Below are 14,447 nucleotides of genomic sequence, written 5' to 3'. Positions count from 1 at the left end.
CGGCGGTCACTGGGCCGCTGCCGCCGCTTCCTTGGCCTGAAGTTCGGCAAGCATCTGCTCGTCGGTCTTCATGACGCCGAAATCGAGCAGCATGTCCTCCAGCTCCTCCATGGTGATCGGGGTCGGGACGGTGCCCTGGCCGGAATTGGCATGGATCTTGTCGGCCAGCGCGCGATACTCCGCAGCCTGTTGCGACTCCGGGGCATACTGGATCACCGTCATCTTCCTGAGCTCGGCGTGCTGGACGATGTTGTCGCGCGGCACGAAGTGGATGAGCCTGGAATTGAGCTTGGCCGCCAGCGCCTCGGCGAGATCGAGCTCGCGGTCCGTCTGGCGCTCGTTGCAAATCAGCCCGCCGAGCCGCACGCCGCCCGAATGGGCGTATTTGAGGATCCCCTTGGCGATGTTGTTGGCGGCATAGAGCGCCATCATCTCGCCGGACATGACGATGTAGATTTCCTGCGCCTTGTTCTCGCGGATCGGCATCGCGAAGCCGCCGCACACCACGTCGCCCAGCACGTCGTAGGAGACGTAGTCGACATCGTCATAGGCGCCATTTTCCTCCAGGAAGTTGATCGAGGTGATGACGCCGCGGCCGGCGCAGCCGACGCCCGGTTCGGGGCCGCCGGACTCGACGCATTTGATGCCCTTGTAGCCGACCTTGAGCACGTCCTCGACCTCGAGATCTTCCACCGATCCCTCCTTGGCCGCCAGATGCAGGACCGTGTCCTGCGCCTTCGCGTTGAGGATGAGCCGGGTGGAGTCGGCCTTGGGATCGCAGCCGACGATGAGGATCTTCTGCCCGAGGTCGACAAGGGCGGCGAGCGTGTTCTGCGAGGTGGTGGACTTGCCGATACCGCCCTTGCCGTAAAACGCGATTTGACGCAGACCTGCCATGTTGCTTTCCTTCGTTGTTCGAAACCATCGCGGTTGCCCGCAACACGAATACAGCGGCAGCTTCAAGCCGCCTGCACAAGAGTGGCTACAAGACCCGTGCCAAGTCGAGGAGGGTGAGCCCAGCAGAAGCTGGTTTACTTTCTTTTACAGCTACTTAGATTAGGAGAAGTAGCCGACCCAGACGCAAGCCTGTGTCGCGGAGCCGACAATTTCACAAACAATTGTCGAAAGCGTTGCCTATCAGGCGCTCGGAGCCCACTGCCGCTGATCAGGTACAAGCCGCGGGTTTGGGGAGCATCTTCTCGGAGGCTTTGCCAGCCCTAAGTGTCCGCCGTCCGATCAAGTTTGCTTAAGATGGCTATTTCCGGCCCTCGTCCGATTAAAATCGCGGACTGAACTATCGGAGCTCAAATGCGTACTGCCGCCGGTAGCCTGCTTGTCTGTCGTGCGAATGGTATGCGACCCATGACGCCCATGAGCCACTTTCACGAGGAGTTCAGCTGTAATCTGTGCCGACATTTACGATGGCTTTTGAAACTTGCCGGGCATTCTGACGGCGCCTGAGGAAGTGAGCTGACCCGAAGGTCAGGACGGTATAAACTCAAGCCTGCGACTGCCCGAGAGATTTCTGGACTGCCGGGATTATCTTGTCTCCCCAAAGCTCGATCTGGCGCAACATCGTGTTTTGGTCAAAATCTCCCAGCTGGGTCTGAATTGCAATCTGGTCCGGCTTCAAGACATCGATCTCCTCCAGAAGGCGATCAATCACGCGATTGATACTGCCAATGGGCAGGTTCTTGCGCATAGTGTCGAACGATAGATCCTGATGCGTCGGCATCTCCTCCAACATATAGCCGTCCTTACTTTGTTGCCGACGCTGTCGCAGTGCCTCGGACAGCCGGCGCTGGAAGCGGGCGTTATCGATATAGCTGTTGATTTCCGCTCCATCATCACTGGCATAGCAGCACCGCAGTAGCGATACCTTGGAGTCGCGAACCTCCTTGCCCTCGGATGCAGCGGCGGTCTTAATGATGCCACGCAGCAAGCCCAGAGTTTCCAAGCCGTCATGGAGAGCCGTGACGAAAAGATTGTGACCCTCACGATAGGCTCGGGCCATAGTTTTGGAGGATGCGCTAGCAATCCAGATCGGTGGCGTCGGCTTTTGGAGGGTGCGCACCGAAATCGCCGTCGGGGGTATCTGCATGTAGCGACCGCTGTGGGTGAAGATTCTTTGCTTTAGTCCCTTCAGCAAAATGTCCAGGCATTCCGAAAAGATGGCCGGCGCCTCATCTATATTGACGCCGAAGCGGTCGAACTCGAACTGCTGGTATCCCGAGCCAACGCCGAGTTCGAGTCGACCGTTGGCAACGACGTCGACAAAGCCGATTTCCGCCAGCAGGCGCTGTGGTTGGTAGAGCGGCAGCACGCAGACTGCGGTTCCGAGCCGAATGGTGCTCGTCAATCCGGCACAGTGGGCTACCATCAGTAATGGCGACGGGACGAGACTGTAGTTGTTGAAGTGGTGCTCGGCGAACCAGGCTGTGCTGAAGCCAGCCTGCTCCGAAAAAATTGCCTGCTCTATCGAGTTGCGGACGACGCTAGCGGAAGACTGATGATAGCCGCGCTGGGCAGCGAGAATGAACGTTGCGAACTCCATGGTGTCTCCTTGTTTTCGGATCTGGAATCGCGCAGTCGTGGGTCGCGCCTCGATTGACGAGAAGGTTTCCCTATGGCCCTGCTCATGGCCCCCTAACGCATTCAGAGCGCCAAGCGCTAAAAGCGTGCAAATGCAATTCAGGGAGAGAGCAACCGCCATCGCGCCGCCGGCCGGCGCTGCGGCCTCATCTCCGTCGAAATTGCTCCATCGACTTCGCTGCCCCACCCCGCTTCTCTGGACGAGATCAAGCCTCCGTCCACGTGCAGGATCGAGCCGTTGATGTAGGAGGCATCAAACGAGGCCAGAAAGTAGGCAGCCTCGGCGACTTCTTCTGCGTCCCCGACCCTGCCCAAAGGAATTCGCTGTCGGAGCGAAGCCGAATCCATGCCGGCGACCGCTGCCAGCCGGTTGGCGGCACATGTGCGGATGTAACCTGGAGCGACTGTGGCTGTGCGGATGCCCAATGGCCCGAGTTCGGCCGCCATGCAGCGGGTCAGCATGTCTATGCCAGCATTGTATGCTCCATAGGCGTGACTTGGCGCGAGCGGTGAAAGGCTTAAACTTGACCCGAGATTCAGGATTACGCTGCCAGAGCGCATCGATATGGCGGCCTCGCGAACGCAGGTGAAGGCGCCAGTAAGATTGACATCCAGTATGCGTTTGAGGACTTCCGGCGACTCCTCGATATTGGGGACGAGTATCTCATTCATGCCGTTGACGAAGACGTCGAGGTGGCCGAAGCGCTCCCGCAATTCTTCGAAGAGCGAGACTACCTCGGTTTCGACGGTCCTGTCCACGCGCCTTGACAGGTGCTTGTCGCCGAGCAAGCCGGCGAGCTTTACCGCTTCTTCACCGTCTCCGTCGGCGATCACAACCGTGTCGCCGTTTTCGGCAAAGCGCCGAGCGATGGCCGCGCCTACGCCTGTAGCGCCGCCCATGACGATCACTGTTCGCGCATCGGTGTCCTCGACCGGCCGCATGAATTCTGCTCCGGGCGTCCTATCCTGAGCCTGATGGGCACCACCCGGTTGGTTGACTGACATCCAGCCCCCATCGACCACAAGCGTCGACCCGGTTATGTAGCTCGCCTGTGCGCTCGCCAAAAAGCGCACGGCCCGCGCGATTTCGTCGGGGCGCGCTATTCGGCCCAACGGTACGCGGCGCCTTATCGCGCTGACGTCGAGCTTGCCAGCGCGTTCCAATTCGGCAACCATAGGCGTGCGCACGTGACCGGGCGCTACCGCTGTCACACGGATGCCGCGCGATGCCCATCGGCACGCCAGCGATTTCGTGATTGAGATCAGACCAGCTTTCGAAGCGGCGTAGGCACTGCGCTTCGGATTGCCGAGCAGCCCAGCCAGCGAAGCGACATTGACGATGGCGGCGCCAGGTTTCATCAGCTTCGCGGCTTCGCACGCCATCGAATAAGCCCCGACAAGGTTTATCGCTAGAGCGCCTTGAAAATCTTCGAGAGCAGTATCGGCGGTCGCAGCCATGGTCGGCCCAATCCCCGCATTATTGACGAGCACTTCAATCCGCGAGAATCGTTTTTCCAGAAGGGCACGCAATGCGACGACATCGTCCTCTCGCGACACGTCAACCTCGAGGCCAAGATGGGGCTCTCCGAGATTTTGGCCAAGTTCGATTACGCCGCTGTCCGGGAGGTCCACCGCGACAACGACATCTCCATTCGCGGCAAAAATATCGACGAGCGCGCGGCCGATACCCCCTGCGGCACCTGTGACGACGATGACCCGCCCTGGCTGAACCTGGCGATCGTCCATGCGTCTCTGTGCTCCACGGGCTCGGCCTCGAGGAATCGGAGGGTAGCGCAGTCGTATCATGGTTATTCTTCTCCACTGCCGATCAGGTCCTTTGGATGATTTTTCGCAGCAACTCGCCGCTTCGAAAGTTCGTAAACGGGATCATTCGGATGCGGTGCCCCAATCGGTTGGCGAGGACCGAACCGCTCTGCTTCCGAGGACTTCGGTGGTCTCTGTTTCTCAACCCAATCATAGACTACCGTCCGTTCGACGATGCGCCACTCCCCTTCCCTTTTCTGAAACAGATCACAGTAGCGTCCGCACAAGAGCACCTGCTTTATCTCGCCTGTTGCGTCGGGACCGCGCTGCAGCGCGGTGAAATAACTCTCGACGGCGGCCTCTGTCGCGCCCAGGAACTCAATGATTATGTTCGCAAGCTGGTGGATGTTGCGCGGCTTAGTTTTGAAGACGTTGAGTGCATGCTGAATAAACCCTGCGGCAGAGCCGGAGTAGCTTCCGTGATTGTCGCGTGCATCGGGCCAATAACAGCTGCGCAGTGCAGCCTCGTCTGCCCGGTCGATTCCTCGACAGTAGCGATGGAGACAGTCGCGGATTGCTTCTCGGTCGAATAGATTGGTTATGCTTTCTTCATTCATCATGGTGCGGTGAGATGCGGTAAGCGATGAAGACTTGGGAGCGATCGGCGCTTCATTGCTACCGCCTCGCCCGTCCAATCAGGCCCAAGTTAGGATGATATTACTGATCCCGAATACATGGCCGCCATGAGTTATCGGCGCCGTACCTTCCTTGATGCGGAAAGCTGGGATGCGCGCTAACCATTCACGTAGGCCAATGACGATTTCTCGCCGTGCGAGATGCGCTCCGTGGCAAAGGTGTGGTCCATAGCCAAAGGCGGTGTGCTGATTATCCTGTCGTGCCAGATCGATAGTGTTGGGGCACTTAAATTCAGACGGATCTCGATTAGCAATCATCGCGGGACAGGAAACATAATCACCCTCACGGATAGGCACGCCTTCGAACTCGGTGTCCTTCGTGGCCACGCGGATTATCTGAACGGTTGAATAGGCGCGCAGCAGTTCCTCAGCGGCGAGCCCGAGCCGATCCGGTTCGTTTCGCAACAACTCCTGGTGCTTTGGATTGCGTGCAAGATAGGCCATGTCAAAGCCAATGGCGGCGGCAACCGTGTCGAGCCCCGCGACCAAGAAAAGCACACCGATGCCGCGGACTTCCTCTTCTGTTAAAGAGCGGCCCTCGATTTTCGCCTGCAGGGCGAAGGTCATGAAATCGACGGCTGGCGACTTGCGGCGCATCGCTGCCATTTCGTCAATAAAGGCCACGACCGAGCGGGCTGCTGCCGTTCGCTTTTCTGCATTGCCGTGGAGCAAATCGCTTACCCAGCCGACAAGTACTTCGGATCGCCTCTGGGAAAGTCCCAGAAAGCTGAGGAAAACGCTGACCGTAAAGGGCAAGGCGAAATCCTTCATCACGTCACAGCTGGTCTTCTCTTTCGCAATGCAGTCGATCAGCGCGCCTGCTCTGGCATGGATAGTCGGCTCCAGCGCCAACACCCGCCTGGATGAGAACAGAGGGTTTAGCAGTGCACGAAACACTCCATGGGCCGGGGGGTCCAATTCGAGGGGGATGACCGGCCAGTTTTCGCCAAGTGCCGAGGCGAAGATGCTGCGATGGCTGGAAAAGGTCTCTGTATCCTCAAGGACCCGGCGCTGGTCTCTCGCCCGTGTTATGACCCAGGTACCTCGTCCATCGCGCGTGTTGGAAGGAGAGTAAAAGATCGGCGGGCCATTATCATGAACGCAAGCCACGGCGGCGTGCGGATCCCCGTTAGGCGTCGGCGCCATGCCAGGCGACGTGAAAAGACTGAAGTCCCGCACCAGTGCGGGCGGAACATGATCTGGAATGGGGTTGGTCTTCACTCGCTTTCTCCTTAAGTCACTCATAAGCTTAGCGGACCGCCGAAGACCTGAGCGGAATGATCGGGAGCAATTCGACGGGAATCGCGCCCCCCTGGGCGACCGGCAAGAGCACGATCTGCGGAGTTGGTTGCAACAAACAGCACTTTTTGTCCGAGTTCAACAGTGTCACTCCGCTGACTTGACAAACCCGACATGGTCTCGACCGGCGCCTTGCCTGCAAGGGTGGTTGCAAGCTGCGCCGGGGCAAGCTCGCCTTCCCACTTCGCCACCACAATCGTTGCGACCGCATTGCCGATTATGTTGGTGAGCGCCCGGCACTCGGACATGAAGCGGTCGATGCCGAGGATCAGCGCCATGCCGGCGACCGGCACGGAGGGAACCGCGGAGAGGGTTGCGGCAAGCGTGATGAAGCCAGCGCCGGTAATGCCAGCTGCCCCCTTCGAACTCAGCATGGCGATGAGGAGCAGCAGGATCTGATCGCCGTAGGAGAGCGGCGTATCGGTCGCCTGGGCGATGAAGAGCGCCGCGAGCGTCATGTAGATGTTGGTGCCGTCGAGGTTGAATGAGTAGCCGGTCGGAATGACTAGGCCGACAACCGAGCGCTTGCAGCCTGCCTTCTCCATCTTGCTCATCAGCCCCGGCAGCGCTGCTTCCGAGGAGGACGTCCCGAGCACGAGCAGCAGTTCTTCCTTGATGTAGCGGATGAGCGCCACGATCGAGAAGCCGTTGTAGCGTGCGACCGCGCCGAGCACCATGAAGACGAACAGGAACGAGGTGAGATAGAAGGTGCCGATCAGCATCGCGAGATTGGCAATGGATGCCACGCCGTACTTGCCGATGGTGAACGCCATAGCACCGAAGGCGCCGATCGGGGCGGCCTTCATCAGGATCGCCACCAGCCGGAAGATCGGCAACGTCAGCGCGTGCAGGAAATCGACGACGGCCTCGGCCTTCTTGCCGACCATCGCGAGCGAAATGCCGAAGAGGACCGAGGTGAACAGTACCTGGAGGATGTTGCCCTCGGCGAAAGCACCGACCAGCGTCGTCGGGATGATGTTCATGAGAAAGCTGGTGACCGACTGCTCATGCGCCTTCTCGGCATAGCTCGTGATCACCTTCATATCGAGCGAGGCCGGATCGATATGCATGCCCGCACCCGGCTGGACGATATTCGCGACGATGAGGCCGAGAATGAGCGCGAGGGTGGAAAAGGTCAGGAAGTAGATCATCGCCTTGCCGGCGACGCGGCCGACCTTGGCGAGATCGGTCATGCCGGCAATGCCGGTCGCGACCGTCAGAAAAATCACCGGCGCGATGATCATCTTGACGAGCATGATGAAGGCGTCGCCGAGCGGCTTCATCTTGGAGCCGACATCCGGATAGAAATACCCGAGCAGGATGCCCACGGCGATCGCCGCGAGGACCTGGACGTATAGATGTCTATAAGGGGGTGTCTTGCCGCGGACCACCGCCACGTTTTCTACGATCAAGATGATTTCCTCCACTTGGTGCATGCGCACTCGTAATCCGCGCATGCAGAGATCACGAAAAGGCCTCCCAGCCGTCTATAGCCGGCCTAGGCGGCGCTTAAGCTCAGCCTCTCCGCCAACTTTCCCGACCGGTGAAGCACTTTCGCCTTCCTCAGGGCCAAAGCAGCTCTCCAATTCCTTGCATTGCGGGCAAGAAGGCGCCGTGCACAGCGAATAGCCCTCGGCCTCACACAGCTTGCGATAAAAGTACTTCTTCCACCGCATGTTTTGGGTATTGCCGGCTGCAAGCGTTGGGAAATGGCTGGCGAGCAATCGGCTGAGTTCGACTCGATCAAAAAGACCAAGCTCCCTCCAGAGATGGTCGTGGCGCAAGGCACGCCGGGCTATGATTTTGGCGAAAAGCACGCTCGCCGAATCGCCCGCTCGAGCATGCGCGAGCAGCAGACCGCGCAGAAGTTCCTCCTCGGGGCCGGGCTCCGAATCTCTTACCTCTTCCAAGCGAAAAACATGAATAGTTGGGGCGGGAAAACTGCGGTTCAGGATGTCCCGCAGCTCTACTTGCGAAAGACCAGTTGCCTCTGTTGCCGTTGCCTCGCCGGCATCGATTTCCTCGAGTGCACGCGAAAGGACACATGCAAGCACGTACTGGTCGAAATCCATTTCGAGGTCCGTAGGCGGCCATGGTTCGAGGTCCAGCAATTCGGATAACTGTCGCCAACCGGGCCGATCGGTCATTCTGATTCCGAGTGTTACTCTCCCTTTCGACAAAGCGCGGACCTCAGCTAGATTTGACATGTTCCCATCCTTCCCTGCTTTCGTTCCACACGAGGGCGCCCCAGAGATGCCTGCACGGCAATTGTGCCCCCCGGGGGCGTTTCAAAATTCGTGCCAATCCAGTCTACTGAGCCGAAGGGTTAAGTTCGTGCGTTCCATTCAAAGGCTGAACGGAGGTCTGTAGGAAGCAGGGGGAAATGCGGCCGTGTCGGAAGGGCGACAAAGGCGACATGATGTCGGCCCTCTGACAAGAGCACGGGTCGAGTTTCTTAACCGGAAACGCGGAACGGTCGATTCGGCAAGTTCCTGTTAAAATGAACTTTGCAGGCGGCACGTTGATACGCGCGGCCGCCGCAGCTTGTCGCAGACGGGTTGAGCCACGAGAAGGTGTGTGCGCGTCCAGTTTACGCCAATAGCCAGTCCGCGCACAAGATTGCCATGCCCGTACCGAAGCAGTGCTGTTTGAGCTTGGATCTAAAGTGGCACGCCGCTTGCTGTCTGTTCGTTGGCCGACGAGCTGATTATTCAAGTAACGGTGCTTCGCCAGAGGGTCCAGAGGCGGCGAATGCTCAGTTCTTTTTTCGAAGGAGCGATGCTCAATGCCTGTGAAAAAAAGAATCCCTTTCGTTGCCTTTCGCACGCGTGTTCGCGACGAGACAATAGGAGGGCCAAACCCATACCGATGGGAAGTCAGAACAACCGAGGATTACTTCAGTGGCAAGCGCGTCGTTCTGTTTTCGCTTCCCGGTGCGTTCACCCCGACCTGCTCAACTCAGCAATTGCCTGACTTTGAGAGACTTTACGACGAATTCCGGAAGGTAGGAATCGAAGCGGTCTACTGCCTGTCAGTTAATGACGCCTTCGTCATGAACGCATGGGGCAAGGCGTTGGGCTTAGAGAAGGTCAGGCTTATCCCGGATGGTTCGGGCGAATTCACTCGCAAGATGGGCATGCTGGTTGCAAAGGACAATCTCGGCTTCGGAATGCGCTCGTGGCGCTACGCTGCCGTGGTCAATGATAGCGTGGTGGAGCAATGGTTCGAAGAAGAAGGTTTCTCGGACAACTGCGAGTCCGATCCTTATTCGGCATCTTCTCCGCAGAACATTCTTGAAACGCTGAGGACTTTCGATACCGCACGTCTCGGTCGTGTCCCGATTAAATTTTGATTTTTGCCATGTGAGCTATCCAGTCTGATGTTGCGGAGCCGGTGCTGACAGTGAGCGCCGCAGCTACCCACTGAGCAGCCCTCAGCGCAATTTCATGAACCCCGCGCAGCAGGAAAATCGCCGCTCAAGGTGACTTGCCGGTCTGCTCGCGGACGATCCCTCGATCCATTGAGCTAATGCGTGCCATCGAGATAATCGATTTCACCGAGATACTGCTTCCTGCTATGCCGCTTTTCGGGCACGGAACCGAAGTTAAAGGCGAGTTCCCATGAGCAAGTCTGTCATCACAATTGATGTCGTGATCGAACTCGCGTTCGCAAGAGGAGCATTTGGCCTATGTACACCGACATGAAGGAATTGCGCCGGAGCAGTTCATGCTGCGGCACGGGACGGTACGGCACATTCCCGCTGAGGGTTTAGTTTCCTTCAATCGACCGGGTATCCAATCTCCGCGCCGGAGTCTCAGCAGCCCCTGCCGAGGATAAACGTCGATGCTCGGCGCGTCGCGGAGAGCCTCACACGAACTCGGTTTAACACCCAAATGTCGTAACTACGACTGTGTCGTACAAACGACATGGCTGTGTTTGAACAACGTGTTGTTTTCGTGATGGTTTCTGGTTGGCACACTAGGTGCATCGTTCGCAAGCGACTCGAAACCAGGAGAAACGAACCCATGATAACGCTCACCGACAGTGCGATTGCCGCAATAAAGTTCGCGCTTTCACAGACTTGCGAGCCGGCGGATGGGCTACGCATCAAAGTGGAAGCGGGCGGCTGCTCGGGTTTTAAATACCACCTGGGCTTGGACCGCGAGTCGCGCGACGGCGACGCTGTCATTGAGGCGGGTGGGGTCAAGGTGTACGTAGACTCAGCTTCTCAACCTCATGTCAGCGGCATGACTGTGGACTTCACCACGGGTGTCGATTCCCCCGGATTCATCTTTGAGAACCCCAACGCGCGAGAGAACTGCGCCTGCGGGAAGTCTTTCGGCTGATCGCATCAACAGAGGGGAACGAGAATGCTAGGTCATCCACGAGAGGGATCAGCAACACACTTCATGCTGTCGCTTTCCGCGCACAAGTTCCAGGGGCCGAAGAGCTTCGGGGCACTTTACATAAAGCGGGAGTTTGCAACCACTTCGCCGTTATCACGTCGGATCTTTAGGATGCTAGAGGAGCGCAAGCGGACCAAAGCAGTGCGCCTAACCGCACATTTGTCATTGGGACTCGGCCTAAAATCATCGGGAAACGACACGTACGGAGCGGTTGCGACGATTCGATGTCATGAAGCCGACAACGCTATCACGCAGGCCGCCGTCCTGTGTGCCGAAAAAGCTCCTTAGATTTCATGGGCTTCTTGAACCACAGTTGGTTGGCATGGTTGGTGCTTGGAAGGGAGGCGAAAGACGTCATCTTACATGCGATCGGAGCCAGAGAGACCTCATGCACATCGTAGTCTGTATCAAGCAAGTCCCGGATTCGGCGCAGATACGCGTCCATCCGGTGACGAACACGATCATGCGCCAAGGCGTGCCGACTATCATCAACCCTTACGACCTGTTTGCCCTCGAACAGGCACTCCAAGTGCGTGACCACCATGGCGGCGAGGTCACGGTGCTCACCATGGGCCCGCCCATGGCCGAGGAATCTTTACGCAAGGCGCTCACTTATGGCGCAGACCGCGCGATACTTCTGACCGACCGGCACTTTGCCGGCTCCGACACGCTGGCGACTTCATTTGCTCTTTCTCAGGCAATCGCGAAGATTGGCAATAGCTTTGGATCGCCTGATATCGTCTTCACAGGTAAGCAGACGATCGACGGCGATACCGCCCAGGTCGGCCCCGGAATAGCCAAGCGCCTCGACCTCGTGCAGTTGACCTATGTCGCAAAGGTCACTTCCATTGATCTCCGCACGCGCGCGATTACGGTCGAGCGTCGCTCGGAAGGCGGCACGCACGTCCTGAAGAGCGAATTGCCTTGCCTGATCACCATGCTGGAAGGATCGAATGCCATTCGCCGCGGCTCACTTGATGATGCCTTGCGGGCCGCACGCAGCGAAATCGTCAAGTGGAATGCGGTGGAGGCTGGCATTGAAGACATCACAAAATGCGGGCTGCGCGGTTCGCCGACGGTCGTCAAGCGGGTCTTTGCCCCTACCCCGCGCGAGCAAAAAGCGGTGCAGATCGACACCGTCGAGAAGGCAGTGCAGGACGTAGCTAACGAGCTGGTCACTTCAATCTTCGCCCATCAGCCGGCACTGGAGCACGAGCTCTCCTCCACTCGTAGCGTGAGCAGATAGGAGCAGATTATGGGAACTCGAAAAAGTAAAGCACCACCACCGGCCCAAGCCCGTGCCAGCATGAAAAAGGACCTGCCTGAGCAATTCAGAGACTACCGGCACGTCTGGGTTTTCATGGAGCTGGAACGCGGCCATGTCCACCCGGTCTCGTTCGAACTTCTCGGCGAAGGCCGCAGACTTGCCGACCAACTGGGGGTTCAGCTCGCAGGTATTATTCTCGGGCCTCCGGGGGATTCTACCTTGCACGCCGCTGCTGAGGCCTTCGCCTATGGTGCGGATCTGGTGTATCTCGTCGAGGAGCCGCTGCTCACGGATTATAGAAACGAGCCTTTCGCCAATGCACTGACAGATCTGGTCATTACCCATAAGCCAGAGATTCTGCTTCTCGGTGCGACGACGCTGGGTCGCGACCTCGCCGGTTCCGTCGCGACCACACTGCTGACGGGGCTTACAGCCGACTGCACCGGACTTGATGTCGACGAGGACGGTTCGCTTGCAGCTACCCGGCCCACGTTCGGTGGCTCGTTGCTTTGCACGATTTATACGCTCAATTGCCGGCCCCAAATGGCAACTGTGCGGCCAAGGGTCATGCGCATGCCACAGCGGTCAAACAAGCCGATCGGGCGGGTAATCAGGCACGATTGGCGGATGTTGGAGGAAGATATCGTCACGAAGGTCGTCGGTTTCCTTTCCGACGACCGATCGGGCAACGCCAATCTCGCCTATGCGGATGTGGTGGTTGCCGGCGGGCTGGGCCTCAGCAATGCAGAGAACCTGCTGCTTATCAAAGACCTCGCGCTGACGATCGGCGGTGACTACGGCTGTTCCAGGCCGCTCGTCCAAAAGGGCTGGATGCCAGCTGATCGGCAGATCGGCCAAACTGGAAAAACGATCCGCCCGAAGCTCTATATAGCGGCTGGAATATCAGGCGCGGTCCAGCACCGCGTCGGTGTCGAGGGAGCTGACCTGATTGTCGCTATCAACACCGATCCACACGCGCCCATCTTCGATTTCGCCCATGTCGGTGTTGTCACCGATGCTGTCAGCTTTCTGCCGGCGTTGACGGAAGCTTTCACCAGACGGTTGGCGCCGGCCAATCGTCTGAGACTTGTGAACTGAGGTAAAACCTATGACCGAGGAAAGATTCGACGCCATCGTCGTCGGTGCCGGTATGTCTGGAAACGCGGCTGCATACACCATGGCAAGTCGCGGTCTAAAAGTGTTGCAGTTGGAGCGCGGAGAATATCCGGGCTCCAAGAACGTCCAAGGCGCTATCTTGTACGCCAACATGCTGGAGACAATCATTCCCGATTTCCGGGATGATGCACCTCTTGAGCGGCATCTGGTCGAGCAGCGATTCTGGGTAACGGACGATACGTCACACACCGGAATGCACTACCGGTCGGACGACTTCAATGAGCCGGCGCCAAACCGTTACACGATCATTCGTGCCCAGTTCGACAAGTGGTTTTCGCGGAAAGTCCGAGCGGCGGGCGCGATAGTTTTGTGCGAGACGACGGTGACGGAACTGGCTCTCGATGCTGCCGGCAAGGTGATAGGCGTCCATACCGATCGAGCGGGTAGCGTCATCCATGCGGACGTGGTCGTGCTCGCCGAAGGCGTAAACGGCCTCCTCGGCACGAGAGCACGATTTCGCAAGGTGCCGAAACCCGAAGCCGTGGCACTCGCTGTCAAGGAAATGCATTTCCTACCGGAAGAGGTCATCAATGAACGCTTCGGCCTTACCGGCGATCAAGGCTGTGTTATTGAGGCGGCAGGGACAATCTCGCGCGGAATGGCCGGCTTGGGATTCCTCTACACCAACAAGGAATCGATCTCGCTTGGCATCGGCTGCCTTGTCTCCCATTTCGCAGCGACCCTGGAAAGTCCTTACGCGCTACTTGACGCATTCAAGAACCACCCATCAATCCGGCCGCTACTTGCGGGCTCGGAGATTAAGGAATATGCGGCGCACCTCATTCCGGAGGGCGGATTCAAGGCAATTCCGCAGCTCTTTGGCGATGGCTGGGTCGTGGTTGGCGACGCGGCGCAGCTCAACAACGCCGTGCACCGCGAGGGCTCGAACCTCGCCATGACGTCGGGCCGCATCGCCGGCGAGGCGATCGCCGCAATCAAGAGCCGAAAACACCCGATGACGAGTGACAATCTCTCACTTTACAAGGCCATGCTGGACAAGTCTTTCGTTCTGAAAGACCTCAGAAAGTACAAGGACATGCCCGCCCTGCTCCACACGAATTCACGCAATTTCTTCACGACTTATCCGCAGTTGATGTCGCAAGCGGCGCAAAACTTCGTGCGCGTCGACGGCACACCCAAGATCGAGAAGGAAAGAGCGACCACAGCCGCTCTTATTAAAGCGCGTTCGCGATGGGGACTGGTCAGCGACGCAGTCCGCTTGGCACTGGCATGGCGCTAAAGGGGAGC

Annotated in this window: 12 protein-coding genes; 5 read left to right on the top strand and 7 right to left on the bottom strand. The window is 58.3% G+C overall.

Annotated elements, in window-relative coordinates:
- Nucleotides 1–6: 6 nt before the first annotated feature.
- From nifH to SJ05684_RS28470, 7 genes are all read right to left on the bottom strand, one after another.
- Nucleotides 7–897 (bottom strand): nitrogenase iron protein, encoded by an 891-nt coding sequence (nifH, locus tag SJ05684_RS28500; RefSeq protein ID WP_010875130.1) that lies wholly within the window; start codon nt 895–897, stop codon nt 7–9.
- Between the two features lie 601 nt (nt 898–1,498).
- Nucleotides 1,499–2,554 (bottom strand): LLM class flavin-dependent oxidoreductase, encoded by a 1,056-nt coding sequence (locus SJ05684_RS28495; RefSeq protein ID WP_014857644.1) that lies wholly within the window; start codon nt 2,552–2,554, stop codon nt 1,499–1,501.
- Between the two features lie 137 nt (nt 2,555–2,691).
- Entirely contained in the window at nt 2,692–4,338 is a 1,647-nt protein-coding gene (locus tag SJ05684_RS28490; protein ID WP_034859517.1) for an SDR family oxidoreductase, read from the bottom strand.
- A gap of 62 nt (nt 4,339–4,400) precedes the next feature.
- Complete coding sequence (locus tag SJ05684_RS28485) at nt 4,401–4,973, bottom strand: nuclear transport factor 2 family protein (RefSeq protein ID WP_034859521.1); 573 nt, start codon at nt 4,971–4,973, stop codon at nt 4,401–4,403.
- 78 nt (nt 4,974–5,051) lie between these two features.
- Nucleotides 5,052–6,272, bottom strand: a complete 1,221-nt coding sequence (locus SJ05684_RS28480; RefSeq protein ID WP_014857647.1) for a cytochrome P450 — start codon at nt 6,270–6,272, stop codon at nt 5,052–5,054.
- Nucleotides 6,273–6,292: 20 nt separating this feature from the next.
- Nucleotides 6,293–7,786: a dicarboxylate/amino acid:cation symporter gene (locus SJ05684_RS28475; protein ID WP_034859520.1), complete on the bottom strand. Its 1,494-nt coding sequence runs from the start codon at nt 7,784–7,786 to the stop codon at nt 6,293–6,295.
- 51 nt (nt 7,787–7,837) lie between these two features.
- Nucleotides 7,838–8,557, bottom strand: coding sequence for a nitrogen fixation protein NifQ (locus SJ05684_RS28470; protein ID WP_014857649.1), 720 nt, complete (start codon nt 8,555–8,557; stop codon nt 7,838–7,840).
- Between the two features lie 578 nt (nt 8,558–9,135).
- Between SJ05684_RS28470 and SJ05684_RS28465 the strand changes: the two genes are divergently transcribed.
- The 5 genes from SJ05684_RS28465 (at nt 9,136) to SJ05684_RS28445 (ending at nt 14,439) form a co-directional block, all read left to right on the top strand.
- A complete protein-coding gene (locus tag SJ05684_RS28465) occupies nt 9,136–9,702 on the top strand; it encodes a peroxiredoxin (protein ID WP_014857650.1) in 567 nt (188 codons plus the stop codon).
- Nucleotides 9,703–10,375: 673 nt separating this feature from the next.
- Nucleotides 10,376–10,696: an iron-sulfur cluster assembly accessory protein gene (locus SJ05684_RS28460; RefSeq protein ID WP_014857651.1), complete on the top strand. Its 321-nt coding sequence runs from the start codon at nt 10,376–10,378 to the stop codon at nt 10,694–10,696.
- 448 nt (nt 10,697–11,144) lie between these two features.
- Nucleotides 11,145–12,002: an electron transfer flavoprotein subunit beta/FixA family protein gene (locus SJ05684_RS28455; RefSeq protein WP_034859514.1), complete on the top strand. Its 858-nt coding sequence runs from the start codon at nt 11,145–11,147 to the stop codon at nt 12,000–12,002.
- Nucleotides 12,003–12,011: 9 nt separating this feature from the next.
- Complete coding sequence (locus SJ05684_RS28450) at nt 12,012–13,121, top strand: electron transfer flavoprotein subunit alpha/FixB family protein (RefSeq protein WP_014857653.1); 1,110 nt, start codon at nt 12,012–12,014, stop codon at nt 13,119–13,121.
- A gap of 10 nt (nt 13,122–13,131) precedes the next feature.
- Nucleotides 13,132–14,439: an NAD(P)-binding protein gene (locus tag SJ05684_RS28445; RefSeq protein ID WP_014857654.1), complete on the top strand. Its 1,308-nt coding sequence runs from the start codon at nt 13,132–13,134 to the stop codon at nt 14,437–14,439.
- The last annotated feature ends 8 nt before the right edge of the window (nt 14,440–14,447 follow it).

It is taken from the genome of Sinorhizobium sojae CCBAU 05684, assembly GCF_002288525.1.
GTDB classification, from domain to species: domain Bacteria; phylum Pseudomonadota; class Alphaproteobacteria; order Rhizobiales; family Rhizobiaceae; genus Sinorhizobium; species Sinorhizobium sojae.
Note: the sequence above shows the minus strand (reverse complement) of the source record. Positions and strands in the feature narration are given on the sequence as shown.

Bases quoted from the DNA above. Each gene is read 5' to 3' on its own strand.
- nifH (WP_010875130.1), bottom strand. From the start codon at position 897: ATGGCAGGTCTGCGTCAAATCGCGTTTTACGGCAAGGGCGGTATCGGC.
- SJ05684_RS28495 (WP_014857644.1), bottom strand. From the start codon at position 2,554: ATGGAGTTCGCAACGTTCATTCTCGCTGCCCAGCGCGGCTATCATCAG.
- SJ05684_RS28490 (WP_034859517.1), bottom strand. From the start codon at position 4,338: ATGGACGATCGCCAGGTTCAGCCAGGGCGGGTCATCGTCGTCACAGGT.
- SJ05684_RS28485 (WP_034859521.1), bottom strand. From the start codon at position 4,973: ATGAATGAAGAAAGCATAACCAATCTATTCGACCGAGAAGCAATCCGC.
- SJ05684_RS28475 (WP_034859520.1), bottom strand. From the start codon at position 7,786: ATGCACCAAGTGGAGGAAATCATCTTGATCGTAGAAAACGTGGCGGTG.
- SJ05684_RS28470 (WP_014857649.1), bottom strand. From the start codon at position 8,557: ATGTCAAATCTAGCTGAGGTCCGCGCTTTGTCGAAAGGGAGAGTAACA.
- SJ05684_RS28465 (WP_014857650.1), top strand. From the start codon at position 9,136: ATGCCTGTGAAAAAAAGAATCCCTTTCGTTGCCTTTCGCACGCGTGTT.
- SJ05684_RS28460 (WP_014857651.1), top strand. From the start codon at position 10,376: ATGATAACGCTCACCGACAGTGCGATTGCCGCAATAAAGTTCGCGCTT.
- SJ05684_RS28455 (WP_034859514.1), top strand. From the start codon at position 11,145: ATGCACATCGTAGTCTGTATCAAGCAAGTCCCGGATTCGGCGCAGATA.
- SJ05684_RS28450 (WP_014857653.1), top strand. From the start codon at position 12,012: ATGGGAACTCGAAAAAGTAAAGCACCACCACCGGCCCAAGCCCGTGCC.
- SJ05684_RS28445 (WP_014857654.1), top strand. From the start codon at position 13,132: ATGACCGAGGAAAGATTCGACGCCATCGTCGTCGGTGCCGGTATGTCT.